Annotated in this window: 20 protein-coding genes and 2 pseudogenes; 11 read left to right on the top strand and 11 right to left on the bottom strand. The window is 69.8% G+C overall.

Annotated elements, in window-relative coordinates; all coding sequences use genetic code 11:
• Positions 1–20 precede the first annotated feature (20 nt).
• From ACWDEW_RS05790 to ACWDEW_RS05775, 4 genes are read right to left on the bottom strand one after another with little or no spacing between them, the layout of a single operon-like run.
• On the bottom strand, positions 21–1,292 hold the full coding sequence (locus ACWDEW_RS05790; RefSeq protein WP_450509964.1) for an MFS transporter: 1,272 nt from the start codon (positions 1,290–1,292) through the stop codon (positions 21–23).
• Positions 1,289–2,617 carry a GH1 family beta-glucosidase gene (locus ACWDEW_RS05785; protein WP_450509963.1) on the bottom strand — a complete coding sequence of 443 codons (1,329 nt, stop codon included), beginning with the start codon at positions 2,615–2,617 and terminating at the stop codon, positions 1,289–1,291. The genes ACWDEW_RS05790 and ACWDEW_RS05785 overlap by 4 nt, the downstream gene beginning before the upstream one ends.
• Positions 2,618–2,675: 58 nt before the next feature.
• A complete protein-coding gene (locus tag ACWDEW_RS05780; RefSeq protein ID WP_200712879.1) occupies positions 2,676–2,942 on the bottom strand; it encodes a protealysin inhibitor emfourin in 267 nt (88 codons plus the stop codon).
• A 44-nt stretch (positions 2,943–2,986) separates the two neighbouring features.
• Positions 2,987–4,054, bottom strand: coding sequence for a M4 family metallopeptidase (locus ACWDEW_RS05775; RefSeq protein ID WP_450509960.1), 1,068 nt, complete (start codon positions 4,052–4,054; stop codon positions 2,987–2,989).
• A gap of 300 nt (positions 4,055–4,354) precedes the next feature.
• On the opposite strand from ACWDEW_RS05775, the gene leuA reads away from it, so the two are divergent.
• The 4 genes and pseudogenes from leuA (at position 4,355) to ACWDEW_RS05755 (ending at position 8,687) form a co-directional block, all read left to right on the top strand.
• Positions 4,355–6,085, top strand: coding sequence for a 2-isopropylmalate synthase (gene leuA / locus ACWDEW_RS05770; RefSeq protein ID WP_450509958.1), 1,731 nt, complete (start codon positions 4,355–4,357; stop codon positions 6,083–6,085).
• A 196-nt stretch (positions 6,086–6,281) separates the two neighbouring features.
• The gene (locus ACWDEW_RS05765) at positions 6,282–6,986 is read left to right on the top strand and encodes a TerB family tellurite resistance protein (protein WP_450509957.1); all 705 of its coding nucleotides are present in this window, start codon (positions 6,282–6,284) and stop codon (positions 6,984–6,986) included.
• A gap of 81 nt (positions 6,987–7,067) precedes the next feature.
• A pseudogene (locus ACWDEW_RS05760) lies at positions 7,068–7,439 on the top strand (response regulator transcription factor); the annotation flags it as partial.
• 54 nt (positions 7,440–7,493) lie between these two features.
• On the top strand, positions 7,494–8,687 hold the full coding sequence (locus ACWDEW_RS05755) for a sialidase family protein (RefSeq protein WP_450509955.1): 1,194 nt from the start codon (positions 7,494–7,496) through the stop codon (positions 8,685–8,687).
• A gap of 143 nt (positions 8,688–8,830) precedes the next feature.
• Here the strand turns inward: ACWDEW_RS05755 and ACWDEW_RS05750 are convergent, their stop codons facing one another.
• Genes ACWDEW_RS05750 through ACWDEW_RS05730 form a run of 5 tightly spaced genes read right to left on the bottom strand, consistent with a single transcriptional unit; the run spans position 8,831 to position 15,433 of the window.
• Positions 8,831–9,766, bottom strand: a complete 936-nt coding sequence (locus tag ACWDEW_RS05750; protein ID WP_450509953.1) for a dihydrodipicolinate synthase family protein — start codon at positions 9,764–9,766, stop codon at positions 8,831–8,833.
• Positions 9,763–10,827 carry an oligopeptide/dipeptide ABC transporter ATP-binding protein gene (locus ACWDEW_RS05745; protein WP_450509951.1) on the bottom strand — a complete coding sequence of 355 codons (1,065 nt, stop codon included), beginning with the start codon at positions 10,825–10,827 and terminating at the stop codon, positions 9,763–9,765. Before ACWDEW_RS05745 ends, ACWDEW_RS05750 begins: the two co-directional genes overlap by 4 nt.
• Positions 10,824–12,821 carry a dipeptide/oligopeptide/nickel ABC transporter permease/ATP-binding protein gene (locus tag ACWDEW_RS05740; RefSeq protein WP_450509949.1) on the bottom strand — a complete coding sequence of 666 codons (1,998 nt, stop codon included), beginning with the start codon at positions 12,819–12,821 and terminating at the stop codon, positions 10,824–10,826. Before ACWDEW_RS05740 ends, ACWDEW_RS05745 begins: the two co-directional genes overlap by 4 nt.
• On the bottom strand, positions 12,821–13,780 hold the full coding sequence (locus ACWDEW_RS05735; RefSeq protein WP_450509947.1) for an ABC transporter permease: 960 nt from the start codon (positions 13,778–13,780) through the stop codon (positions 12,821–12,823). The genes ACWDEW_RS05740 and ACWDEW_RS05735 overlap by 1 nt, the downstream gene beginning before the upstream one ends.
• Positions 13,781–13,798: 18 nt before the next feature.
• Complete coding sequence (locus tag ACWDEW_RS05730; RefSeq protein WP_450509945.1) at positions 13,799–15,433, bottom strand: ABC transporter substrate-binding protein; 1,635 nt, start codon at positions 15,431–15,433, stop codon at positions 13,799–13,801.
• Between the two features lie 201 nt (positions 15,434–15,634).
• On the opposite strand from ACWDEW_RS05730, the gene ACWDEW_RS05725 reads away from it, so the two are divergent.
• Complete coding sequence (locus ACWDEW_RS05725) at positions 15,635–16,348, top strand: FadR/GntR family transcriptional regulator (RefSeq protein ID WP_450510167.1); 714 nt, start codon at positions 15,635–15,637, stop codon at positions 16,346–16,348.
• 24 nt (positions 16,349–16,372) lie between these two features.
• Here ACWDEW_RS05725 and ACWDEW_RS05720 read toward each other — a convergent pair whose 3' ends face one another.
• Entirely contained in the window at positions 16,373–16,675 is a 303-nt protein-coding gene (locus ACWDEW_RS05720) for a hypothetical protein (RefSeq protein WP_450510177.1), read from the bottom strand.
• On the opposite strand from ACWDEW_RS05720, the pseudogene ACWDEW_RS05715 reads away from it, so the two are divergent.
• Positions 16,640–16,753: pseudogene (locus tag ACWDEW_RS05715) on the top strand (AraC family ligand binding domain-containing protein); the annotation flags it as partial. The gene ACWDEW_RS05720 and the pseudogene ACWDEW_RS05715 overlap by 36 nt on opposite strands.
• Before the next feature lie 290 nt (positions 16,754–17,043).
• On the top strand, positions 17,044–17,340 hold the full coding sequence (locus ACWDEW_RS05710) for a helix-turn-helix transcriptional regulator (protein WP_450509944.1): 297 nt from the start codon (positions 17,044–17,046) through the stop codon (positions 17,338–17,340).
• A 13-nt stretch (positions 17,341–17,353) separates the two neighbouring features.
• Here the strand turns inward: ACWDEW_RS05710 and ACWDEW_RS05705 are convergent, their stop codons facing one another.
• A complete protein-coding gene (locus ACWDEW_RS05705; protein WP_450509942.1) occupies positions 17,354–17,833 on the bottom strand; it encodes an N-acetyltransferase family protein in 480 nt (159 codons plus the stop codon).
• Between the two features lie 80 nt (positions 17,834–17,913).
• On the opposite strand from ACWDEW_RS05705, the gene ACWDEW_RS05700 reads away from it, so the two are divergent.
• The 4 genes from ACWDEW_RS05700 to ACWDEW_RS05685 are packed head-to-tail and all read left to right on the top strand — an operon-like array spanning position 17,914 to position 22,448.
• A complete protein-coding gene (locus ACWDEW_RS05700; RefSeq protein ID WP_450509940.1) occupies positions 17,914–18,687 on the top strand; it encodes an SCO2525 family SAM-dependent methyltransferase in 774 nt (257 codons plus the stop codon).
• Between the two features lie 19 nt (positions 18,688–18,706).
• Positions 18,707–20,548: an SCO2524 family protein gene (locus tag ACWDEW_RS05695; RefSeq protein WP_450509938.1), complete on the top strand. Its 1,842-nt coding sequence runs from the start codon at positions 18,707–18,709 to the stop codon at positions 20,546–20,548.
• Positions 20,549–20,550: 2 nt separating this feature from the next.
• The gene (locus tag ACWDEW_RS05690; RefSeq protein ID WP_450510165.1) at positions 20,551–21,468 is read left to right on the top strand and encodes an SCO2523 family variant P-loop protein; all 918 of its coding nucleotides are present in this window, start codon (positions 20,551–20,553) and stop codon (positions 21,466–21,468) included.
• Positions 21,465–22,448: an SCO2522 family protein gene (locus ACWDEW_RS05685; RefSeq protein WP_450509936.1), complete on the top strand. Its 984-nt coding sequence runs from the start codon at positions 21,465–21,467 to the stop codon at positions 22,446–22,448. Before ACWDEW_RS05690 ends, ACWDEW_RS05685 begins: the two co-directional genes overlap by 4 nt.
• Position 22,449 lies beyond the last annotated feature (1 nt).

Here is a 22,449-nt window from a genome sequence, read left to right as displayed (position 1 = left end):
GCCCGTCAGTCCACCGCCCTTCAGTCCACCCCGCGGATCCGCCGCACCAGCAACGCCCCCGCCATCCCGATCACCGCCGACACCAGATACAGCACCCGGTACCCGCCCAGATAGGTGACGATCGGCGCGGCGAGGGCGGGGGCCGCGACCTGTGGCAGGGCGTTGGCGACGTTGATGACGCCGAGGTCCTTGCCGCGGTCCAGGGCCTTCGGGAGGACGTCCGTCATCAGGGCGAAGTCCACCGAGGTGAAGACGCCGAAGCCGATGCCGAGGAGCGCCGCCGCGGTGATCGCGCCCGGCCAGGTCTGCCAGCCCGCCAGCGCCGCCGTCGCCAGCGCCATCAGGACGCCGGACCAGATCACGAAGGGCTTGCGGCGGCCGACCCGGTCGGACCACACCCCGCCGACCACGACCGTGGCCAGGAGCGTCAGGCCGTTCACCGCCGTGAGGATCAGGACGCCCTGGTCGGGGTCGTGGTAGTGCAGGCGGTCGCGCAGGTAGTACAGGAGGTACAGCAGCACCAGCGCGTTGCTCAGGTTGATCAAGAAGCGGGTCAGCCACGCCCAGCCCAGGTCGGGATAGCGGCGCGGACTCAGCCAGAAGCCCTTCAAGAAGCCCTGCCAGGACCACAACGGGCGGTCCACCGGCCGGAGTTGCAGATCCTTGTGGCGCAGCACGTACGGCAGCACCCCCACCGCCGTGAACACCGCGCACGCCACATAGCCCGCCCCGATGCCCCCGGCCGCCGTGGCGAGGCCCGTGCCGCCGACCACGCCCAGGATCTGCGCGGCGCCCAACCAGCCGCCCACAGAGCCCCGCTGGAGGCGCGGGACGCGGTCGGGGACGGCCGCCGTGACCGCCGCGAAGGCCGCGTTCAGGGTGAGTTGGACCAGGCACCAGCCGGCCGCCATCGTCCACACCCCGCCCGCGCCCGCGAGCAGCAGCAACGACAGCGCCCCGCCCGCCGACCCGGCCACGATCCACGGCGTACGGCGGCCCCACCGGGACGTCGTACGGTCCGACAGTGCGCCGAAGAGCGGATTGGCGACCAGGGACACCAGCGCGCCCGCGCCGGTCACCCACGCGAGCATCGTCTCCTTCGACATCCCGGTGCCGGGCGCGAAGTCCTTGGCCTGGGAGGCCAGCAGGATCTGCAGCGGGCCGTACCAGCCCACCCAGATCGCCCCGTTGGCGAGCGACAGCGCGGAGGTCCAGCCCCGGCCGACGCGTTCGACGGGCTCGGCGAGGGCGCTGGGCGCGGAGACCGCGTCCGCCGCGTCGGCCGTCGTCATCCTTGTACCCGCTCTCTCTGCGCCCGCAGCAGGCCCTGGAACCAGCCGTACGACGCCTTCGGGGTCCGCGTCAGCGTCTCGTAGTCGACGTGCACGAGGCCGAAGCGGCGCTCGTAGCCCTCCGCCCACTCGAAGTTGTCGAGGAGCGACCACACGAAGTAGCCGCGGACGTCCACGCCCGCCTCCAACGCCCCGTGCAGCGCCCGGACATGGCCGTCGAGGTAGGCGATCCGGTCCTGGTCGTCGAGGCCGTCGTAGGAGCAGCCGTTCTCGGTGATGACGACGGGCGGGAGGCGGTCGCCGTAGCGGTCGCGGAAGGTGGTGAGGAGTTCGGTGAGGCCCTCGGGGACCACCGGCCAGCCGAAGTCGGTGACCGGGACGCCCTCGATGTCCCTTACCGAGAAGGGGAGTTCGGCGGGGAGGGTGAGGCCGCCGAACTCGATCTCCGCGCCCTGGGGCGCCCCGACCCGGCTCGGCGCGTAGTAGTTGACGCCGTACCAGTCGATCGGCTCGGCGATCACCTTCAGGTCGGACTCCACGTCACCCGGCATCAACTCGCCGAGTCCGGAGGGGTATTCGCCGAGGATCAGCGGTTCCGCGAACAGGCGGTTCAACAGCAGGTCGTAGAAGTTCGCCGCCTCGATGTCCTCCGGGTCCTGCGAGGCGGGCCAGGTCGGGCCGTGGGAGTTGGCGATCCCGATGTCGCCGGCACCGGCCGCGCGCAGCGCCCGTACCGCCAGGCCGTGGGCGAGGAGTTGGTGGTGGGCGACCGGGAGCGCGTCGAAGAGCAGGGTCTTTCCCGGGGCGTGGGCGCCCAGCGCGTGCCCCAACAGGGTGTGTTCCGCGGGCTCGTTGAGGGTGATCCACTTCTTCACCCGGTCGCCCAGGCGGTCGGCGACCATCGACACGTACTCGGCGAAACGCGAGGCCGTGTCCCGCTCCAGCCAGTCCAGCCCGGCCGGGAGGTCCCAGTGGAACAGGGTCGGGACCGGACGGACGCCCGCCGCGAGCAGGTCGTCGACGAGACGGTCGTAGAAGTCGAGGCCGCCGGGGGAGTTCACCCGCGGCCAGGAGATCGAGAAGCGGTACGCGTCCACGCCGAGGCCGGCCAGGAGGGCCACGTCCTCGCGGTGGCGGTGGAAGTGGTCGCAGGCCACCGCTGCCGTCGAGCCGTCCTTGATCCGGCCCGGCTCGGCCTCGAACACGTCCCAGACGGAGGGCTCGCGCTTGTCCGCCGCACCCTCGATCTGGTGGGCCGAGGTCGAGACGCCCCAGAGGAAGTCGTCCGGGAACCGAGGTATCGGGTTGCCTGCATCAGTCGCCATGCGCCGGATCATCCGTACCGGTGGTAACGGGTGTCAACGGGCGGGCGTGAACAAGCAGTTACGCACCTTCCTTCAACACCCTCTGGATCAGCGTCCGTTGCTCCTCCGTAAGCCTGGGGTCGGCCGTGTACACGGTCTTCCCGTCCACCGTGATCTCGTAGTGGAAGCCGTCCGGGACGCCGGACTTCGGCGTGCGCTGGCCGTCGGCGACCGCCCGTTCGGCCAGCGCGTGCCACTCATGGGCGTCGGGCCGCGCCGAGGTGTCGACCTCGCCGCGGCGCTCGATGCCACCGAACCCGCCCGTGCGCCGTACCTGAATACGCATGGGTCCTGTCTAGTACGGATACGGGCCCGGCGCGACCGCCGTGGTCAGGAGATCGGCACCCCGACCTGCTCCCACGCCTTCTGCACCGCCTGCAACTCCTCGCCGCCGTCCCCGAACCGGGTCTTCGCGGCGGCCACGGTGAGCGTGGCGAAGTCGGTGAACAGGGCGTCCTTCTTGAGTTCGCCGCCGGTCAGCACGTCGTACCAGATCTGTCCGGCCTTCTCCCAGGCGTGCCCGCCGAGCGCGTCGGCGACCAGGTAGAAGGCGTGGTTGGGAATGCCGGAGTTGAGGTGCACACCGCCGTTGTCGCGCCCGGTCTTGACGTAGCCGTCCATCGTCGCGGGCTGCGGGTCCTTGCCGAGGGCTTCGTCGTCGTAGGCCGTGCCCGGGGCCTTCATGGAGCGCAGGGCGACGCCGGTGACGCGCGGGGCGAGCAGCCCGGCGCCGATCAGCCAGTCGGCCTCGGCGGCGGTCTGGCCGAGCGAGTACTGCTTGATGAGCGAGCCGAAGACGTCGGAGATCGATTCGTTCAGGGCGCCGGACTGGCCGAAGTAGGTCAGGTTCGCGGTGTACTGCGTGACGCCGTGGGTGAGTTCGTGGCCGATGACGTCGACCGGGATGGTGAAGTCGAGGAACAGCTCGCCGTCGCCGTCGCCGAACACCATCTGTTCGCCGTTCCAGAACGCGTTGTCGTACTTCACGTCGTAGTGGACGGAGGCGTTGAGCGGCAGGCCCTCGCCGTCGATGGAGTGCCGGTTGAAGGCGTTGAGGTAGAGCTCGAAGGTGGCGCCGAGGCCCGCGTAGGCGCGGTTGACGGTCGCGTCCTTGCCGGGGTCGGAGCCCTCGGCTCGGACCTTCTTTCCGGGCAGGTCCTGCTTGTGCTTGGCGTCGTAGATCGTGCGCCGCGGCTTGTCGGTCTCGGTGGGCGCGGCGACGGTCGGTGCGCCGAGCACGGTGGTGAGCCGGCGGTGGGTCCGCTCATAGGCGTCGCGCTGCAGGGTCTCGCGGGCGGGACCGGCGAGCGCGGGGTCCTCGTGCTGGGCGAGCTTGTCGAGGACATGCGGTGGGACGATCGTGCAGAAGACGGGCTCGAAGCCCCCGTGTGTCGTCATGCCCGGCACCTTGGCACCGAGTTATGCCGCTGTCACTACCGGCAACCATGATTGGTGAAATACGGGGACAATCATCACAGTCTCGTAGCAGAGAGTGGTATACGGTCGTGGATGTCCCGCATAGTGATACGGCCCCCCGCACGGCGCACGTCTCGGCTAGTCTTCTGGACATCATGCGTTACGGGCTGCTTCTCCTTAGCTGCCGCGGCGAGGGCCTGTAGTCCAGGTCGACTCCCTCCCCGCGGAGCTTCGCGTTGCGCGTCGGCCGTCCTTCAGGACACCACGAGGAGCCCACGCATCATGGCCCAGAGCGCCAATCGCCAGCAGCCCAGTTCCATGCCGATCCACAAGTACGGCCAGTACGAGCAGGTCGACATCCCCGACCGCACCTGGCCCGGCCAGCGGATCACCGTCGCCCCGCGCTGGCTCTCCACGGACCTGCGGGACGGCAACCAGGCCCTGATCGACCCCATGTCTCCCGTGCGTAAGCGCGCGATGTTCGACCTGCTGGTCAAGATGGGCTACAAGGAGATCGAGGTCGGTTTCCCGGCCTCCGGCCAGACCGACTTCGACTTCGTGCGCTCGATCATCGAGGAAGAGGGCGCGATCCCGGACGACGTCACGATCTCCGTACTGACCCAGGCTCGCGAGGACCTGATCGAGCGGACCGTGGAGTCCCTGAAGGGCGCCAAGCGCGCGACCCTGCACCTGTACAACGCGACCGCGCCCGTCTTCCGCCGCGTGGTCTTCCGCGGCTCCAAGGACGACATCAAGCAGATCGCCGTCGACGGCACCCGCATGGTGATGAAGTACGCCGACGTACTGCTGGGCCCCGAGACCGAGTTCGGCTACCAGTACAGCCCCGAGATCTTCACGGACACCGAGCTGGACTTCGCGCTGGAGGTCTGCGAGGCGGTCATGGACGTCTGGCAGCCCGGCCCGGGCCGCGAGATCATCCTCAACCTGCCTGCCACCGTCGAGCGTTCGACCCCGTCCACGCACGCGGACCGCTTCGAGTGGATGGGCCGCCACCTGTCCCGCCGCGAGCACGTCGTCCTCTCCATCCACCCGCACAACGACCGCGGTACGGCCGTCGCCGCCGCCGAGCTGGCGCTGATGGCCGGCGCCGACCGCGTCGAGGGCTGCCTGTTCGGCCAGGGCGAGCGCACCGGCAACGTCGACCTGGTCACGCTGGGCATGAATCTCTTCTCCCAGGGTGTCGACCCGCAGATCGACTTCTCCGACATCGACGAGATCCGTCGTACGTGGGAGTACTGCAACCAGATGGAGGTCCACCCGCGCCACCCGTACGTGGGCGACCTGGTCTACACGTCCTTCTCCGGCTCCCACCAGGACGCCATCAAGAAGGGCTTCGACGCCATGGAGGCCGACGCGAAGGCCAAGGGCGTCACGGTCGATGACATCGAGTGGGCGGTCCCGTACCTGCCGATCGACCCGAAGGACGTCGGCCGCTCCTACGAGGCCGTCATCCGCGTCAACTCGCAGTCCGGCAAGGGCGGGATCGCATACGTCCTGAAGAACGACCACAAGCTGGACCTGCCGCGCCGGATGCAGATCGAGTTCTCCAAGCTGATCCAGGCCAAGACGGACGCCGAGGGCGGCGAGGTCACCCCGAAGGAGATCTGGGCGACCTTCGAGGACGAGTACCTGCCGAACCCGGACAACCCCTGGGGCCGTATCCAGGTCAAGACCGGCCAGTCGACCACCGACACCGACGGCGTGGACACGCTCAAGGTGGAGGCGAGCGTCGACGGCGTCGACACCGTCCTGACCGGCTCCGGCAACGGCCCGATCTCCGCCTTCTTCGACGCCCTGCAGTCCGTCGGCATCGACGTACGCCTGCTGGACTACCAGGAGCACACGATGAGCGAGGGCGCCTCCGCGCAGGCCGCCTCGTACATCGAGTGCGCGATCGACGACAAGGTTCTGTGGGGAATCGGGATCGACGCGAATACGACACGTGCCTCACTGAAGGCGGTCGTCTCGGCCGTCAACCGCGCCACCCGCTGAACCATCCTGACCGGCGGTTTACCCGTCGCTCAAGGGCCCCGCACGCCGCTCTCCGGCGGGCGGGGCCCCGTCGTTTCCCGGCCATTCGATGTGCAGGTCACGAGCAGGTCTCGTCCTGGGTACTGACTCCAGCTCAACAATGTGGCTAACATCACGCCAGCGCGGCGATGTTGCCGCGGCGTTACGGAGGTGCGACGTGCTGCCAGAACGGGGACGAGACGGCCGAGTTGTCCATGAGGGCCGTGCAGCGCGCGTGCTGGGCATCCGTACCGCGTGGACCAGCGTCGGAGACGGCGAGTTCTTCTGCCCCGGCTGCGGGGGCGACCGCAACTACCAGCGGCTCACCGGGCGCCGCCGCTTCACCCTGCTCGGCCTGCCGGTACTGCCGCGCGGTGACACCGGCCCGGTCGTCGAGTGCGCCGCCTGCGCCAAGCACTACGGCACCGACGTCCTCGACCACCCCACCACGAGCCGCTTCTCCGCGATGCTCCGCGACGCCGTGCACACGGTCGCCCTCGCGGTCCTCGCGGCCGGCGGCACCTGCGCCCGTACGTCCCTGGAGGCCGCCGCGGGCACCGTCAGGGCCGCCGGCTTCCAGGACTGCACCGAGGACCAGCTGGGCGCCCTCGTCGAGGCCCTGGCCGCCGACACCGGCCGCATCTTCGGCGAACCCAGCGGCGCCGGCCTCGCCATAGAGCTGCACGAGGCCCTCGACCCGCTCGCCCCGCACCTCGCCCCCGCGGGCCGCGAATCGATCCTGCTCCAGGGCGCCCGCATCGCGCTGGCCGACGGCCCCTACACCCCGGCGGAACGCGACGCCCTCGCGACCGTGGGCGCGGCCCTCACCATCTGCTCGGACGACGTGACCCGGCTGCTGGCGGCGGCGCGCACGCCGTCGTGACCCCGACCCCGCCGATACTCCCCAGGGAGTAATACGGCCGCCCCGGCCACCCCCGGCAGTACGCCCGAACTCGCCCTCCCGCGCGCCGGCGCCTCCGGATTCCTGGTCAAGGACACCCGTCCGGCCGAACTCCTCGACGCGATCCGCACGGTGGCCGCCGGAGAGGCGCTTCTGTCGCCCGGTCCGACGGCCCGGCTCATCGCCCGCTTACTGCGCAGCCCCGTCGCACCCGCGACCGGCGGCCCCGAATGCCTGTCCGCACGGGAACGCGGAGTGCTCGCCCTGGTCGCGCGCGGCCTCAACAACACCGAGGTGGCCGAAGCGTTGGGCCCGAGTCCGCTCACCGCGAAGACGCACGTCAGCCGCATCATGGGCAAGCTCGGGGCGCGGGACCGGGCCCAGCTGGTGATCGTGGCGTACGAGTCCGGGATGGTCACACCGGGGAAGCTGTGACGGACAGACAGGTCGGCGTCGTTCCGCGAGGGGCGACCTCCGTGAGGGAGAGCGATGACCATCCTGAGCCGCACGCTTCTCGTCGCAGCAGTACTGGCCGCCCCCATCACTGTCGCCGCCCACGCGTCCGCGCGCTCCGGCTGCACGTCCTCCGTGCCCTATGTCTCCGGAGACGGCGGCTACGACACCTACCGCATCCCCGCGACCGTCACCACCGACCGGGGGACGGTTCTGGCTTTTGCCGAGGGGCGTCACAACGACGCGGGCGACACCGGCAACATCGACGTGGTCCTACGGCGCTCCACCGACGGCGGCTGCACCTGGGGCCCCCTGTCCGTCGTCGCCGCCGGGAACGGGGACACCCGGGGCAACCCGGCCCCCGTGATCGACCCCCGCACCGGCGCGATCGTGCTGGTCACCTCCTACAACAGCGGGGCCGTCACCGAGGGCCGGATCATGCGCGGCGAGGTGACGCCGGAGCAGAGCCGCCGGGTCTTCGTGCAGCGCAGCTGGGACGACGGACGCACTTTTACGCCTCCGCGGGACATCACGGCGGAGGTGAAGCTGCCGAACTGGCGCTGGTACGCGACGGGGCCCGGGCACGCGGTCGCGCTGACGCGGGGTGCGCATGCGGGGCGCCTGGTGATCCCCGCGAACCACTCCGCCGCACCGCCCGCCGGGTCGAGTGACACCGGGCAGGAGGCGAAGTACTACGGCGGCCACGACCTGTACAGCGACGACGGGGGCGAGACATGGCGGGTGGGGTTCGTCGACTCCACGTACGACGGGGTCGACAACGCGAACGAGTCCTCGGCTGCCGAACTCCCCGACGGGAGGCTGTACTTCAGCTCGCGGGACCAACTGGGTACGAGTGCGGGGAACCGGCTCGACACGTACTCCGGTGACGGGGGCGAGACGCTTGACCGGCCGTACGCCGTGCAGCACACGCTGGACGACGTGCCGGTGGTGGAGGGGAGCGTGCTTCAACTGCCGGGGGCGGGGGCGCCGTTGCTGTTCTCGGCGCCTTCCGTGCCCAACGTCCGCCAGGGGATGGCGATTTGGCGGAGCGGGGACGGCGGAGGGACCTTCGTGAAGGCGGTCGTGCTGTCGGGGGAGCGGGCGGGGTATTCGGATCTGGTGCGGGTGGGCGCGGACGTGGTGGGGGTGCTGTACGAGACCGGGGTGACGGGGACGTACGACTCGATCGAGTTCCGGCGGGTGGGCGTGGCCGAGCTGAGTGGTGGGTGACCGTCCCTGGGGGCTCCGCCCCCAGACCCCCGTTTCCCGCCCACCCACCCGACTCGGCCGTTTTGACGGTCACCCTTTAAGGGACAGTAAACGGGTGGTGGGCTGGCATAGGCCGGGGGCCTGGGGGCGGAGCCCCCAGGCGGTCACAGCAACCCCGCCGCCGCCAAGAACTTCCCGACCTGCCCCACCTCATCCGCCGACAACGCCACCTGCGGCTCCGCAGTCGCCGCACACTCGATCACGCCCCGAAGCTGCAGTGCCGCCTTGAACGCCCCGAGGGCCGACGAACTACCCCCCATCCGCGCCGGGTCACCGACCCCCACCAACCCGAACAACGAGCACAACCGCTCCTGTTCGGCCCGTGCACGCGACCAGTCCCCGGCCCGGCACAGCGCGTCGAGCCGGACATACCCGTGCGGATCGACATTGGCGAGCCCCGGCACCGCCCCGTCCGCCCCCAACGCCAGCGCCGAGTCGACGAACAGCTCGGAACCGGTGAGCACGCTGAACCCCGCGATGTCGGGATGGACACGCGCGCCCATGACGACCGTACGGAAGCCGCCGAGGTCACCGCTGGAGTCCTTGAGGCCGGCGAGGACACCCTCCGCGGCGAGTTCGAGGACGAGATCGGAGGGCAGCTTGGTGTGGACGGAGGCGGGGAGGTCGTAGGCCACCACCGGGACCGGCGACGCGGCGGCGATCAGTCGGTAGTGGCGGGCGATCTCCGCCGGGTGGGTGCGCGTGTAGAAGGGCGCGGTCACCACGACCGCCTCCGCCCCGGCGTCCGCCACCGCCGCCACATGGTCCAGAACCCGCGGTGTCGTCATGTCGATCGCCCCTGCCAGTACCGGGAGTTGGCCTCCCACATGAGCCACGACCGCCTCGACGACGTACCTGCGCTGCCGGTCCGTCAGATATGCCGCCTCCGAGGTCGAGCCGAGCAGGAACAGTCCGTGCACCCCGGCCCCGACCAGATGGTCGACGAGCCTGAGCAGTGAACGGACATCCACCTCGCGGTCCGGTGTCATGGGCGTGCAGACGGGCGGTACCACACCGGTGAGCGGGGCGGGGAAGGTCATGAAGGCTCCATGGGGCGGCTTTGGCGAACGAGGTCGCGGGTGGTCAGGTCCTCCTCCACAGGATGGTGGCAGCGGTAGCGATGTCCCGGCGTCGACGCGGGTGAAAAGTCCGGCATCGCGGACGCGCACACCTCGTCCGCCTTCCAGCAGCGGGTACGGAACGGGCACCCGCTCGGCGGACGTGTCGCCGACGGCACCGGACCGATCAGCGGGATGGGGTCGATGGGGTGCAACAGACCCGGCGTCGCCGAGAAGAGCGCCCTGGTGTACGGGTGCCTCGCCCGGTCGGTGACCTGGTCGGCCGGGGTCTCCTCGACGATCCGGCCCAGGTACATGGTGATCACGCGGTCGCTCATCCGCCGTACCGTCTGGATGTCGTGGGACACGAACACCAGGGCCAGGCCCAGCCGTTCCTTCAGGTCCAACAGGAGATTCAGGATCTGCGCGCGGACCGAGACGTCCAGCGCGCTCGTCGGCTCGTCCGCCACCACCAGGTCGGGGTCCAGGGCCAACGCCCGCGCGATCGCCACTCGTTGGCGCTGACCGCCGGAGAGCTGCCCCGGGAGGCCGTCCGCGAGCGCGCGCGGGAGGCCGACCAGGGACATCAACTCCCGTACCCGTTCCTCCCGTTGGCTCCGGTCACCGCGGCCGTGCACATCCAGCGGGTCGCGCAGTGTCCTGCGGATGGTGAGGCGGCGGTTCAGCGCGGTCGACGGGTCCTGGAAGATCATGCCGATACCGGTGCCCACGGCGGCCCGGCGTTCGCCGTCCGGCATCGACCACAGGTCGCGACCCCGGAACGACACCGTGCCGGACGTCGGCCGCTGTACGCCCACCAGCACCTTCGCCAGCGTGGACTTCCCGCAGCCGGACTCGCCGACCACGCCCACCGTCTCGCCGGGCGCGATGGCGAGATCGGCGCCGGTCAGGGCGTAGACCCTGTCACGGGTGAACAGGCCGCCGCTGCGCGCCTTGTGGACGACATGGGCGCCGGTCAACTCGACCAGCGAGCGCCCCAGTTGACCACGAGCCGCCTCCGGTTCGACCTCCGCGCCGCTCATGACACCGTCTCGCTCTCCGTCGTCGCCAGGTCGATCGCCGGGTGGTGGCAGGCCGCCGTGTGCGTGCGCGGGCCGACCAGGTCCGGTGCGGTCGTACGGCAGATGTCGCTCGCCAGCGGGCAGCGGTCGGCGAAGCGGCAGCCGGCCGGGAAGTCGGCGGGGGAGGGGACGACACCCTTGATCTGGGTCATCCGTTCGGCCGCCGACTCCAACGACAGCACGCTGCCGAGCAGGCCGCGCGTGTAGTGGTGGGCCGGCGACTCGACCAGATCGGCGGTCACGCCCGTCTCCACGATCTGTCCGCCGTACATCACCACCACCCGGTCGGTGACGTCGGCGATCAGCGCGAGGTCGTGCGAGACGAGGACGAGCGCGAAGCCCAACTCCTCACGCAGGCGCAGCAGTAGCTCTATGACCTGCGCCTGCACGGTGACGTCGAGGGCGGTGGTCGGTTCGTCGGCGACGATCAGCTTGGGGTCGCGGGACAACGCCATGGCGATCAGGACGCGTTGGCGCTGGCCGCCGGAGAGTTCGTGCGGGTAGCTGCGCAGGATGCGCTCCGGGTCGAGGCCGACCATCGTCAGCAACTCGCCCGCCCCACGGTGTCCTCCGCGCCGTATCACCTGCTTGAGCTGGGCGCGGATCGGCATCGCCGGGTTCAGCGAGGACAGGGCGTCCTGGTAGACCATGGCCATCTCGTGGCCGAGCAGTTTGCGGCGGACCCGCATCGGTTCGCCCACCAACTGCCGCTGGTTGAAACGGACATGGCCGCGCACCCGCGCGCCCTTAGGTTCCAGACCCATCACCGCGAGTGCCGTCAGCGACTTGCCGCAGCCCGACTCGCCGACCAGGCCCAGGACTTCACCCCCCCGCACCTCGAAACTGATGCCGTCGACGATGTCCACGCCGTGATGGCGGCCCTCGAAACCGATGGCCAAGTTCTCGACCGCCAGGACCGGTTGCCCGTCGGGGTCCGGCAACGGCCGTGCCCGGGAACGGAGTCGTAGCGCCGCCTCCGTCAGGCCGGGGAGCGGGAGGACCTCGCCGCTGCCGGGCTGCGGGGCGTCGAGCGGGTCGTCGTCCGGCCGTACGTCCACCTCGCGCGCGGCCGGGGCCGCCCAGGCGTCCGAGACGCCCTCGGACAGTATGTTCAGGGACAGTACGGTGATCAGCATCAGCAGGCCGGGGAAGACCGTCGCCCACCAACCCCCGGTCAGCACCATGTTCTTGCCGTCCGCGATGACGCTGCCCCACGACGGGTCCGGGGGCCGGACGCCCGCGCCGATGAAGGACAGCGACGCCTCGAAGACGATCGCCTCGGCGACCTGCACGGTGCAGAACACCAGGATCGGGGCGGCGCAGTTGACGGCCACGTGCCGGATGACGATGTGCGGGGTGCGGGCGCCGATCACCCGCTCGGCGGTGACGTAGTCCTCGCCGTACTGGTCAAGTACGTTGGCCCGTACGACCCTTGCGACCGGTGGGGTGAACAGGAACGCGATCGCGCAGATCAGTACGGTGATCCCGCCGCCGAACACGGCGACCAGGACGGCCGCGAGCGCGATGCCGGGGAACGCCATCACCACGTCCAGGCAGCGCATCAGCGTCTCGTCGACGCCCTTGCGGGCGGTCGCCGCGATCGCGCCGAGCAGCGCGCCGACGACGAGGGCCAGCGCGGTCGCCCCGAGCCCGATCGCGAGGGACCAACGGGCGCCGTACATCAGCCTGCTGAGGATGTCCCGGCCCAGGCTGTCCTGGCCCATCCAGTGGTCGGCGGAGGGGTGCCCGGTGCCGTCGACGGGCAGTTGCTGGTCGAGCGGGTCGTGCGGGGCGATGAGCGGCGCGAACAGTGCCACCAGCACCACGACCGCCAGGAAGCCCACCGCGACCTTCGAGGCCAACGGAAGCCGACGCCAGCCGCGCAGTTTGATGCCGGGCCGGGACAGGGTCTCGGCGAGGCCCTCGCGGGAGAACCGGGGGAACTGAGTGAACATCAGGAGGCATCCCTCAGACGCGGGTTGACCAGCAGATAGAGGATGTCGATGACCAGGTTCACCACGACGAACCCGGTCGCCGTCGTGAGCACCACGCCCTGGACGACGGCCGGGTCGCCGTTCTGCACGGCGTCGATCATCAGCTTGCCCATCCCGGGGAGGGAGAAGATGGTCTCGATGACGACCGCACCGCCGAGCAGGTATCCGACGCGCAGGCCCAGGACGGTCAGTGGGTTCATGAGCGCGTTGCGGAGCACGTTCCGGCCGACCACGACCCGCGGCGGCAGACCGCTGCCGATCGCCGTCCTGACGTAGTCCTTGTCCAGCTCCTCGACCACCGACGTCCGTACGATGCGCGTGAGTTGGGCCGCCACCGGCAGCGACAGCGCGAGCGCCGGCAGTGCCATCGTCCTGAGCCAGCCGGTGAGGGAGTCCGCCGGGTTGATGTAGCCGCCGGTCGGGAACCAGCCCCGGTCGACCGCCAGGTACTGGATCATCAGCAGCGCCAGCCAGAAGCCGGGCGCGGCGACCCCGGTCAGCGACACGACCCGGATGATCTGGTCGGGCAGCCGGTCCCGGTAGATGGCCGCCGTCACCCCGCCGAGCAGCGACAGCACGACCGCGATCGCCAGTCCCAGAAAGGTGAGTTGGAGGGTGAGCGGCAGCGCGGTGGTGACCTGCTGGACGACCGGCGCCCGGGTCAGCGCGCTGGTGCCCAGGTCGCCGTGGAGGAGCGCGCCGACGAAATGGACGTAGCGGAGGGGGAGGGGGTCCAACAGCCCGTTCCGCTCACGGAAGTCGTGCAGTTGCTGCGGAGTCGGGTTGGCGCCCTGGAAGAACGCGGACGCCGGGTCGACGTCCGAGAAGCGCATCACCACGAACACGAACAGCACGATGCCGAGCATCAGCGGCACGAGCAGGACGATGCGGCGGGCCAGAATCCTGACGACGGTGACCACGGGCCAACTCCTGTGCTGCTAGACCCACTTGGCCTGGAGGACGTTTATGCCCGGGTAGGGCTGTGCCCTTATCCCGGTCAGCTTCCTCGGGTCCCAGGCGGTCATCAGCTCGTTGTGGACGACGGGGTAGAGCACCGCCTGTTCGGCGACGATGTCGATGTAGTCCTGGATCATCGCCGTCTTCTTCGTCGCGTCCGGCTCCCGCGTCGCCCGGTCCATGTCCTTGAAGAGCTGCTTGGCGACGGAGTTGCCGGCCCAACGGGCGTAGCCCATCCAGAGGTTCTGCGGGCCGTAGTTGTAGTGCATGATCAGGTCGGCGTCCAGGCCGAACTGGTTGGGGTTCGAGGCGGCGGCGACGATCTGGTAGTCCTGCTTCTGGTCCATCTTGGTGAAGACGGCCGTGGTCTCCTGCGGGGAGAGGGTGGTCTTCACGCCGATCGCGTCCCAGGACGCCTTGATGGTGGGCAGGCAGTCGACGATCCAACTCACGTTCACCGACATGAGGTTGACGCTCAGTCTGCTGACCCCGGCCGCCTTCAGCAGCGCCTTCGCCTTGTCGGGGTCGTAGTCGTAGACCGTCTTCGCGCGCCGGTAGGCCGGGTTGCCCTCGTTCAGGAACGACGAGGACGGCTTTCCGTGCCCGCGCAGGGCGAGTTGGACCAACTTGCCGGTGTCGATGGCGTAGTGCAGCGCCTGGCGTACGCGTACGTCGTCGAAGGGTTTGTGCTGGGTGTTGAACATCAGGAACAGGTTGTTCATCCCGGCCCCGCCCGCGACCGTCAGCCCGCCGCCGCGCAGCTGCTGGATGTTGGCGTAGGGGATGTTGTCGGCGATCTGCGCGCCCGCGCTCGACCCGGAGATCTTGGCGACGCGGGGTGCCGCGTCGACGATCGTCAGCCAGTTCATGGTCTTGAAGGCGGGCGGGCGCGGGCCGTTGTAGCCGGTGAACGCGGCGAAGGTGGTGTTGGACTTCGGGTGGTGCGCGGTCTGCCGGTAGGGCCCCGAGCCGACCGCCTTGCCCTTGATCGCGTCGTCCCAGGCGCCCGGTTGCGAGAAGATGTGCCTCGGCATGATCTTCGCGAGGGTGAGGCGTGAAATCCCTTCGGGGAACGGGAACTTGAGGACAAGCTCGACGTTCTGCGCGTCGATCTTCCGGGCCTCCTTCAGCCAGCTCACGAAGAAGCCCTGCGCGAGGGTCGTCGTCTTCGGGTCGAGGATGCGGTCGAAGACGAAGACGACGTCGTCGGCGGTGACGGGCTGCCCGTCGTGGAACTTCGCGCCCGCCCGCAGCGTGAACTTCCACGAGGTGCCGCTGGTGTCCTTCGGGACCGCGGTCGCGAGCGCCGGGTAGGGCGCGCGAGTGATCGGATCGGTGTCGATCAGGCCCTCGTAGATGTGGTTGTTGCCGGCCATGCAGAACGCCGACGCGGTCTGTGTCGGGTCCCAGCTGCCGTCGTTGCCGTAGCCGATCACCGCGGTCAGGGTGCGGTTCTTGCCGGTGCCCCCGCCGCCGGTGTCGTTCGTCGACTGCGGCCCCGACGAACAGGCCGTCAGGGACGAGGAGAGCGCCGCCGCCGCGCCCAGCGCGCCGGAGTACTTCAGGAACGCCCGGCGGTGCAGCGCGGGCACGTTCTGCGTCACGTCTTCGCGCACGGTTCCTCCAGGAGGTACGACGTCCTACGTCCTGCGGTCAGCGCGACCATAAGAGCGCCCGTGGGGGCGGTCAAGGCATCACACACGAATGGCGTAGCCGTCAGAGGTCGGACCAATGGCGGTTTGGAATGGCGGAAGTTGACGCCTTTTCCGGGACGGCCGAGCCTGGACATGGGACGTGGGACCTCCGGTGCGCGTACGATGCGGCGCATGTCCGGGGAGCCGAGGAACAGTCGGATACAGCGCGAGGTCGTCCAGCTGATCCTGGACCGCAAACTCCAGCCCGGTGCGCCGCTGCCCACCGAGGCCGAGCTGATGGAAGACCTCGGGATCAGCAGAAACTCCGTCCGCGAGGCCCTCAAGGCGCTCCAGGCCCTCGACATCGTGGAGATCCGGCACGGCTACGGCACCTACGTCGGCCGGGCCTCGCTGACCCCGCTCGCCGACGGCCTCACCTTCCGCACCCTCGCCCGGCACGAGGACGACGCGGACGCGCTGGCCGAGATCCTCCAGGTGCGCGAGGTGCTGGAGGAAGGCCTGATTCATCGGGTCTCCGCCATCCTCACCGAACCGGAGCTGGACCGCCTGGAATCGGTGGTGAACCGGATGGAGGAGGCGGGCCGGGCCGGCCGGCCCTTCCCCGAACTGGACCGCGAGTTCCACGAGTTGCTCTATGCCTCGCTCGGCAACGAACTCGTCCCCCAACTCCTCGGCGCCTTCTGGACGGTGTTCCACCGGGTCGCCGGAGCCCGCGGCTGGACCGGCGACCCGGCACCCGAACTCACCGTCCGCCGCCACCGCGACATCGTCGACGCACTGCGCGCCCACGATGTCGAGGGCGCGCAGCGCGCGATGGCGGACCACTTCCGCGGCATCGAGGCGCGCGCGGCGCAGGAGTCGCGGGGAGTGGGCTGACGTTCGGGTGGTCCTGAACTGAGCTCAGGGGGCGGTGAGTCGGGCCACGATCGACGCGCCGTCCTGCCACACGTTCTCACGGGAGCTCTTGCCGTCCTCGAACTCGAAGACGTGCAGCGTCAGGAAGGTGATCCGGTGCCCTCCGGCCGCCTGATCCGCGGGCGCGGCCTGCGGCGGCCGCTCCCGGCCGACGGCCCGGTCCCGACGTACGGTGTCTATCTGCTGGGCAAGCCGCCGCCCGGCGGTGGGCACCGCCGGTTCGGCACGGCCATCCTCGTCGGCCAGTTCGTCATGCCGCGCGGCACCGCCTTCGCCGAGCACTGGCATCCCGACCATCAACTCCTTTGTTCCGAACGGGGGGTGCTGCGCATCCGCAGCGAGCACGGGACATGGCTGCTGCCGCCGTCGCTGGTCCTGTGGATCCCCGCGCGCGTCCCGCACGCAACAGCCTCCGAGGGTGACGCCGTCATGCGCGGCGTGTTCGTCGAGCCGGGGAGCTGCCCGCACATCGACTGGCGGGACCCCACGGTCGTCGCGGTCACCCCTCTTCTCCACGCGCTCGTCGTGCACCTGGACCGCACCGACCTGACACCGTCGGCCCGTTCACGTGCCGAACTGTTGCTGCTCGACGAGCTGCGCCCGGTGCCGGTGACCAGTGTGGCCGTACCCGAGCGCGCGATCCACGGGCGCGCGCGGTGGCCGAGGCGCTGCGGGCCCGCCCGGCGGACGGACGGGCCCTCGCCGCGTACGGCGGTCAAGTCGGCCCCAGCGCACGGACGTTGGCGCGGCTCTTCGTCGCGGAGACCGGCCTCTCCTTCGGCCAGTGGCGCGAACGGCTGCGGATGCAGGCCGCGTTGCCCCACCTGATCGAGGGACTGCCGGTGGAGGCCGTGGCACGGCGGGTGGGGTACGCGTCGGCGAGCTCCTTCACGGCGGCGTTCCACCGGGTGGTGGGGGTGACGCCGCGGCAGTACTTCCCGCAGGGTGGCTGACGGCTGAGGCCGGTCACCCGTCGCCCTGGTTCGCCAAGTCCAGGCGCAGCACCAACCGGTCCTCACCCGCCCCGAAGTAGTCCTTCTGGACGCCGTGTTCGGGGCTGGCCGGGGTGAAGCCCACCGAGGTGCAGAGCGCGAGCGAGGCGACGTTGGTGGGAGCCACGGTGGCCCACACCGTGCGCACCCCGTCCGTTCGCAGCCTGCGCATCAACTCCCGCGTGAGCAGTGTGCCGAGCCCCTGTTTGCGGACCTCGTCGGCGATGCCCAGGCTCAGGAACCAGCACTGGGCGGGATCCTGCGAGCGGCGGCCGGCGACGGCGTAGCCGCAGACGGACGGACCGTCGACGAGCACGAGGAAGTGGGCCCCGAGCATGTCGAGGAACTGGCGCATGGTGACGCGTCCGTACGGATCGTCCGGGAACACCTCTCTGTCCAGGCGGACCAGCGCGGGCAGGTCGTCCAGTGCGGCGGGGCGAATGCGCGGTGACATTCGACCAGGATTGCCCCTCGTACCAGGACTGTTCAAGGGTAAGGGGGGTTCCCGAATCCGTGATGTTGATATCGTGGGGCATGCCTTCTGGATCACTGGGAGACCTTCCGCGGCTGAACGCCGACGTACCCTGGAACGAATTCAACCCAGCGGACTACATCGCTCACAACTACCGCACAGTGCTGCATGCCGACGCGGAGATCATCTCCATCGTCCGCGATCATTTCAGTGATCACTTCCATCGCTTTCCGGGGCGCCCGGTCCGGGGTATCGACGTGGGCGCCGGAGCGAACCTCTACCCGGCCCTCGCCATGTTGCCCTGGTGCGAGGAGATCACCCTGCTCGACCGGTCGGAGCCCAACGTGCACTACCTGCGGGGGCAGGTGGACTCATACGACGCCAACTGGGATGCTTTCTGGCAGGAGTTGTGCCTGAAGGGCGACGGGTACGCCGCCTACCCCCACGATCCGAGGGAGAGGTTCAAGCAGATCGTCCGGGTCGAGCAGGGGAACCTCTTCGATCTGACGGGGCGGCAGGAGCGCTGGACCCTCGGCACCATGTTCTTCGTGGCCGAATCACTGTCCGAATCGGAGACGGAGTTCCAGCGGGCGGTGGAGTGCTTTCTCCAATACCTCGAACCGGGCACGCCGTTCGCCGCCGCTTTCATGGAGGAGTCCAAGGGGTATGAAGTGGGCGGTCGGCATTTCCCGGCCTGCAGTGTGACCGAGAAACAGATTCACCGCAGCCTCATGGCTCACACGGTGGGTCTACGGACCGTTTCGGTGGGGAAGGAAAGCAAGGTACGCGAGGGCTACACATCGATGATCGTGGCCCACGGATTCCGGAGCGCGTGATTTCCTGAGGGGGCAGGGGATGCAGGTCAAGCCACGGCAGCACCTGCTGGACGTCTGGCAGGCGATCGCCCGTTACTCCTTCGACGGCGGTGAGTGGACGTGGGGCCACGGTGGCGGCGAGAGCAGCGTCGCCGACGCCGAGCGCCTGCTCTGTCTGCTGTATCCGGCCACCGAACTGCCGTCGTTCCGGCTGGACGACCCCGACACCACGCAGGGCGACGTCCAGCAGGCGCTGAAGAAGGCGGGCGGACGGCTGGAGATTCCGGCCAACCTCGTCACGGCCGCTGTCGAGTTCATGCGCGCCCACACCGACGACAAGAGGCCCTCGTTCGCGGGCGGTTACTACTTCCGGCCCCGGGACAAGGAGCAGGCCCTCACCGACGAGCAGCGCCAACTGGGTGTCGTGGACTCGTTCTCGATGTCCATCACGCTCTGCCTGGCCCTGCTCGGCTTCCTCAAGGTCTACGAGTCCAAGACCCGCCGCGTCGACATGCTGGAGACCATCCAGGAACTGCGGACCGCGACCAGCAACCGGCTCACCGCCGCCATGGTCAGCCTGCTGCGGTCGTTCGCCGTCAATGTCTACGACGCCCACTCCGCCCAGGGCGAGCGGCTGTGCGCGCTCCTCGGTCAGGGGCAACTGTCGCAGCGCCAGGTGCTGGAGAAGTTCCAGCACCGCTTCAGGCCGTTGCGCGCCGCCGTCGGCGAGAGCCTCGTCCTCGGCGTCGATGTGCAGGAGGCGCTGAAGGACGAGAGCCAGCTCTTCGAGTGCGGCTGGTCCTGGGGTCTGGTGCGGAACGCGCCCGAGGTGGAGACCGACGGAGCCATCGGAATGCAGCCCGCGGGCCTCGCCGACGCGTCGCCGTACCTCTACTTCACCGTCGTCGCGCTCGACGGCATCCAGGACCTGTTCTCCGACCGCACCCTGACCCTGGGCCTGCTCAACACCGAACAGCAGCGGCTGGCCGCTGAGTTGCGGCTGCGCTGGGAGATCACCCTCCAGTACTGGTCGGGCATCGCCCGCTTCGACCGCGACCGTTGGCCGCTGGAGGACATCCCCTGGCGTACGACGGAACAGAAACTGGAGTCCGAGTACTTCTCCCTCTCCGTCGCCGCGGTCCTCGTCCACGACCTGATGCGGCGGCGGGCCACGGACGACGACCTGACTCGCACGGCCCGGGTCATGGAGCGGCTGGCCGAGCGCGGCCGGATCACCAGCCGGATGACCCGCGACGACCCCATGATCCAGTTGCACGACCCCGGTGTCTCGCTGCCCCTGCGCGGCGGGGAGGCCATCGGTCCTCCCATGGACTGGACGATGAACGACTTCTCCGCCCAACTGCTCAAGCGGACGGTGCAGTTGTGCACGCTCTCCCGGGATCTCACCGTCCACGACCGGCTGCTGAGGCTGGCCGAGGAGATCCTCGGTCATGTGTGGCTGCGCCGCAGGGGCGAGGGCGACGGGGTCGGCCTGTGGGACCACGTGCACGCCGTGTACCCGGACGCCCCGCACACCGAGGGGCCGGTGTCCTGGAGCATCACCGAGCGGGTCACCGAAGTGATGGTCCAGGTGCACAACATGTACGCGCAGCCGCCGATCCGCAGTCTCGAACTGACCGAACTGGCAAGGGCGTTGATCAGCGAGTCCACCCACCTCCTGGGCAACGAGCAGATGGCGCCCGCGCCCCACTCCGACGGCCGACGCGGAATGCAGCTCAAGGGGATCGAGTTCAAGCTGCGCCGCGCCCGCGCACTGGTGGACCTGCAACCGGGCACCGCCTACTCGTTGGCACTCGACGTGCTGGGGCAGCTCGACGCGCTCACCCGGGCCCGCGAAGCCGCCACGGTCCAGGGAGCGTGACCTTGCTGATCTTCGCCGCCTCCGACAAGGGAGGCACGGGCCGCTCCGTGACCAGCGCCAACCTCGCCTACCAGCGGGCGCTGACCGGGGACGACGTCTGCTACCTGGACTTCGACTTCGGCTCGCCCACCGCCTCGGCCGTCTTCGACGTGCCCGACGCCCGTCAGGCGGCCGAGGACCGCGGACTGCACTCCTACCTGATCGGCGAGGTCGGCGAGCCGGTGAGAATCGACGTGTGGGCGGACACCGAACACCGGGTGCTGCGCAACCAGCCGCCCGGCTCGGGCCGGTTGATCCTGCTGCCCGGTGACCTCACCGGCGGGGAGTTCGCCACCTCCGACGACAACCTGTACCGCTGCGTGGACCTCCTGCTGCGTCTCAACGCCGAGTTCGACGTGATCGTCGTCGACCTCAGCGCCGGCCGCAGCTACGCCGTCGACATGGTGCTGGCCGCCACCGCACAGCGTGAACTGGCCCGCACCGAGGCCCGCTGGCTGATCTTCCACCGCTGGACCCGCCAGCACGTCGAGGCCGCCGCCAGCCTGGTCTACGGCAAACGCGGCATCGTCGCGGCCGGTGTCGCCCGCGGCCACGACGAGGACAGGCTGCGCGGCGCGATCCGCTTTGTACGGGCCGCCGTACCCGACCCCGACTCGGCTCTGTGGTCGCAGGCCACGCCCACCCAGTCGGCCTGGATGGAGCAGTGCGACACCGAGTTGAAGCAACTCGCCTCCTATCACGGCATCGGCTACAGCCAGTTGCTCGGCTCGGTGCCGCTGGAACCGGTGTTGCAGTGGCGGGAGCAACTCATCACCGACGAGGACGTGTTGGACAGCCAGATCGCCACCATGGAGACCTGGCAGGCGCTGAGCGACCTGGCGGCGCGGCTCACCGACGACAAGTACTGGGAGGAGGCATGACCGAGACCGTCTTCCGGGAGACCACCGCCGACCCGCGCACCCAGTCCGTGGCGTTGGCCCATCTCTCCCTGGAGTTGGGCCACCTGTACATGGAGGACTTCGAGGCGGGTCCCGCGCGGCTGCGCGAGCACTTCGCCGAGGTACGGATCTGGGCGGACGCGGCCCGCGCCTCCGCCGCCCGCCGCACCGGCGGCAGGCGCCCGCGCATCAGCACCTGCTTCCTGATCGACGACTACTTCACCCGCTTCTCCACCCCCGCCGAACTCGTTCCGCTGGTCCTCGAAGAGGCCGAGCGAGCCGGTCTCGTCATCGACTACCTGGCTCGGGAATCGGGTTGCGCGGTCGCCGACCGGATCGAACTGGCCGAGTCCGTGATGCACCGCCTGGTGGAGTCGCCGCCGCCGGGCAGCCACGGCTCCCGCCCGCCGGTCAGCCGGACCGGCTGGCTCGCCAACGGGCTGCGGACCAGGCCAACCCGCAGCGCTCTCGCCGAGATCACCGCCTGGCAGCCGCCCCAGGAGACCGCGGCCCGCAACCACTCGGTCTTCATGGACGTCGAGTTGTGGTCCGAGACGGACCGGGGCCGCCTGTGGTCCTGCCCGTTCCTGTCCGCCGTATGGCAGTTGGCCCGTCTCGGTCTGCTGCGACACCTGGGCAGGCCCGTGTTAACTCCGCAGCCGTGGAACGGCGGGGACCTCCCGCGAGACTGGGACCGACTGCCACCGCTGCTCCAACTCAACGACTCCCGGGTCCCGTTCAGTGCCTACCGCACCTGCACACTGATGCCGAACCGCTTCCTCGCCGTCGAGGACGCCGTCCGGCTCATCCTCGACCAGATCGACGTGGACTCCGGAGCGCTCGCCCAGGTCGCCACCCGGTCCGCCGCCGAAGGCCTCGCGGTACCGGAGGCCGTCGCGCAGCGCGCCACCTACCTCTTCTACGAGGAACCCGCCAACTCGGCAGCCACGGACGGAAGCTGAC

This window comes from Streptomyces sp. NPDC001100, from assembly GCF_053598575.1.
Note: the sequence above shows the minus strand (reverse complement) of the source record. Positions and strands in the feature narration are given on the sequence as shown.

Excerpts from the sequence above, each read along its gene's own strand:
- ACWDEW_RS05725 (WP_450510167.1), top strand. The coding sequence starts at position 15,635 with ATGCGGCGCATGTCCGGGGAGCCGAGGAACAGTCGGATACAGCGCGAG.
- ACWDEW_RS05745 (WP_450509951.1), bottom strand. The coding sequence starts at position 10,827 with ATGAGCGGCGCGGAGGTCGAACCGGAGGCGGCTCGTGGTCAACTGGGG.
- ACWDEW_RS05700 (WP_450509940.1), top strand. The coding sequence starts at position 17,914 with ATGCCTTCTGGATCACTGGGAGACCTTCCGCGGCTGAACGCCGACGTA.
- ACWDEW_RS05695 (WP_450509938.1), top strand. The coding sequence starts at position 18,707 with ATGCAGGTCAAGCCACGGCAGCACCTGCTGGACGTCTGGCAGGCGATC.
- ACWDEW_RS05785 (WP_450509963.1), bottom strand. The coding sequence starts at position 2,617 with ATGGCGACTGATGCAGGCAACCCGATACCTCGGTTCCCGGACGACTTC.
- ACWDEW_RS05750 (WP_450509953.1), bottom strand. The coding sequence starts at position 9,766 with ATGACCTTCCCCGCCCCGCTCACCGGTGTGGTACCGCCCGTCTGCACG.
- ACWDEW_RS05720 (WP_450510177.1), bottom strand. The coding sequence starts at position 16,675 with ATGCCAGTGCTCGGCGAAGGCGGTGCCGCGCGGCATGACGAACTGGCC.
- ACWDEW_RS05780 (WP_200712879.1), bottom strand. The coding sequence starts at position 2,942 with ATGCGTATTCAGGTACGGCGCACGGGCGGGTTCGGTGGCATCGAGCGC.
- ACWDEW_RS05790 (WP_450509964.1), bottom strand. The coding sequence starts at position 1,292 with ATGACGACGGCCGACGCGGCGGACGCGGTCTCCGCGCCCAGCGCCCTC.
- ACWDEW_RS05740 (WP_450509949.1), bottom strand. The coding sequence starts at position 12,821 with ATGTTCACTCAGTTCCCCCGGTTCTCCCGCGAGGGCCTCGCCGAGACC.
- ACWDEW_RS05775 (WP_450509960.1), bottom strand. The coding sequence starts at position 4,054 with ATGACGACACACGGGGGCTTCGAGCCCGTCTTCTGCACGATCGTCCCA.
- ACWDEW_RS05685 (WP_450509936.1), top strand. The coding sequence starts at position 21,465 with ATGACCGAGACCGTCTTCCGGGAGACCACCGCCGACCCGCGCACCCAG.
- ACWDEW_RS05705 (WP_450509942.1), bottom strand. The coding sequence starts at position 17,833 with ATGTCACCGCGCATTCGCCCCGCCGCACTGGACGACCTGCCCGCGCTG.
- ACWDEW_RS05755 (WP_450509955.1), top strand. The coding sequence starts at position 7,494 with ATGACCATCCTGAGCCGCACGCTTCTCGTCGCAGCAGTACTGGCCGCC.
- leuA (WP_450509958.1), top strand. The coding sequence starts at position 4,355 with ATGGCCCAGAGCGCCAATCGCCAGCAGCCCAGTTCCATGCCGATCCAC.